This is a genomic window from Oscillibacter sp. CU971 (assembly GCF_905219725.1).
Classification (GTDB): Bacteria; Bacillota; Clostridia; order Oscillospirales; family Oscillospiraceae; genus Oscillibacter.
This window is the reverse complement of record NZ_CAJMXG010000528.1, coordinates 1-1,224: the sequence shown is the minus strand read 5'-3', so window position 1 is coordinate 1,224 and position 1,224 is coordinate 1. Positions and strand designations below refer to the sequence as shown.

The following is a 1,224-nucleotide window of genomic DNA, read 5'->3' as shown; positions in this document are numbered from 1 at the left end:
GAAGATCATCACCGCCCTGGACGAGATCTACGACCAGATGTCCCAGCTCCGGGACGGCGACGTGCGGGGGGACGTGTACGAGTTCCTCCTGTCTAAAATCGCCACCGCCGGGGTAAACGGCCAGTTTCGAACCCCCCGGCACATCATCAAAATGATAGTGGAGCTGATGGCCCCCGGCCCGGACGAGGTCATCTGCGACCCGGCCTGCGGCACCTCCGGCTTTNTGGTGGCGGCGGGGGAGTACCTGAAGGAGCACCACAAGGAGGAAATTTTCTTCCACAGTCAGAAAAAGGACCACTACATGAGCGGCATGTTCCACGGCTACGACATGGACCGCACCATGCTGCGCATCGGGGCCATGAACATGATGACCCACGGCGTGGACAACCCTACCATCCAGTACCGGGACAGCCTGTCCGACCAGAACCCGGACCGGGAGAGGTACTCCCTCATCCTGGCCAATCCCCCCTTCAAGGGCAGCCTGGACGCAGATATCGTGTCCGCCGACCTGCTGAAGCTGTGCAAGACCAAGAAGACCGAGTTACTGTTTCTGGCCCTGTTCCTGAAGATGCTCCGGGTGGGCGGGCAGTGCGCCTGCATCGTCCCCGACGGCGTTCTGTTCGGGTCGTCCAAGGCCCACAAGGACATCCGCCGGGAGCTGGTGGAGAACCACCGCCTGGAGGCCGTTATCTCCATGCCCTCAGGGGTGTTCAAGCCCTACGCCGGGGTGTCTACCGGGGTGCTCATCTTCACCAAGACCGGCCACGGCGGGACGGACCAGGTGTGGTTCTACGACATGCGGGCCGACGGCCTCTCCCTGGACGACAAGCGTGCCCCCACGGCGGAGAACGACATCCCCGATATCGTCTCCCGGTTCCATAACCTGGCAGGGGAGACGGCCCGGGCCCGGACTGAGCAGTCCTTCCTGGTGCCCAAGGGGGAGATCGTGGAGAATGGCTACGACCTGTCCATCAACAAGTACAAAAAAACTGAGTACGTCCCCGTGGAGTACCCGCCCACCAGCGAGATTTTCGCCCAGCTGCGCCAGCTGGAGGCGGAGATTCAGAAGGGGCTAGAGGAATTGGAGGGGATAGTGTGATGGCGAAACTCATTGAAATTACGGGAAAAGCAATATCTGGTGAATGGGGCAATGATGATTTGACTGGCGAAGGTATCCCGGTTTTGAGAACTACAAATTTCACCAATGAAGGGCTTGTAAATTAT

At 59.9% G+C, this 1,224-nt stretch carries 1 protein-coding gene; it reads left to right on the top strand.

The genetic code is table 11. The annotated features are described in order from the left end of the window. The coding region (locus tag JX325_RS17160) for a class I SAM-dependent DNA methyltransferase (RefSeq protein ID WP_204792221.1) at nt 1–1,099 on the top strand (1,099 nt) is incomplete at its 5' end. Nucleotides 1,100–1,224 lie beyond the last annotated feature (125 nt).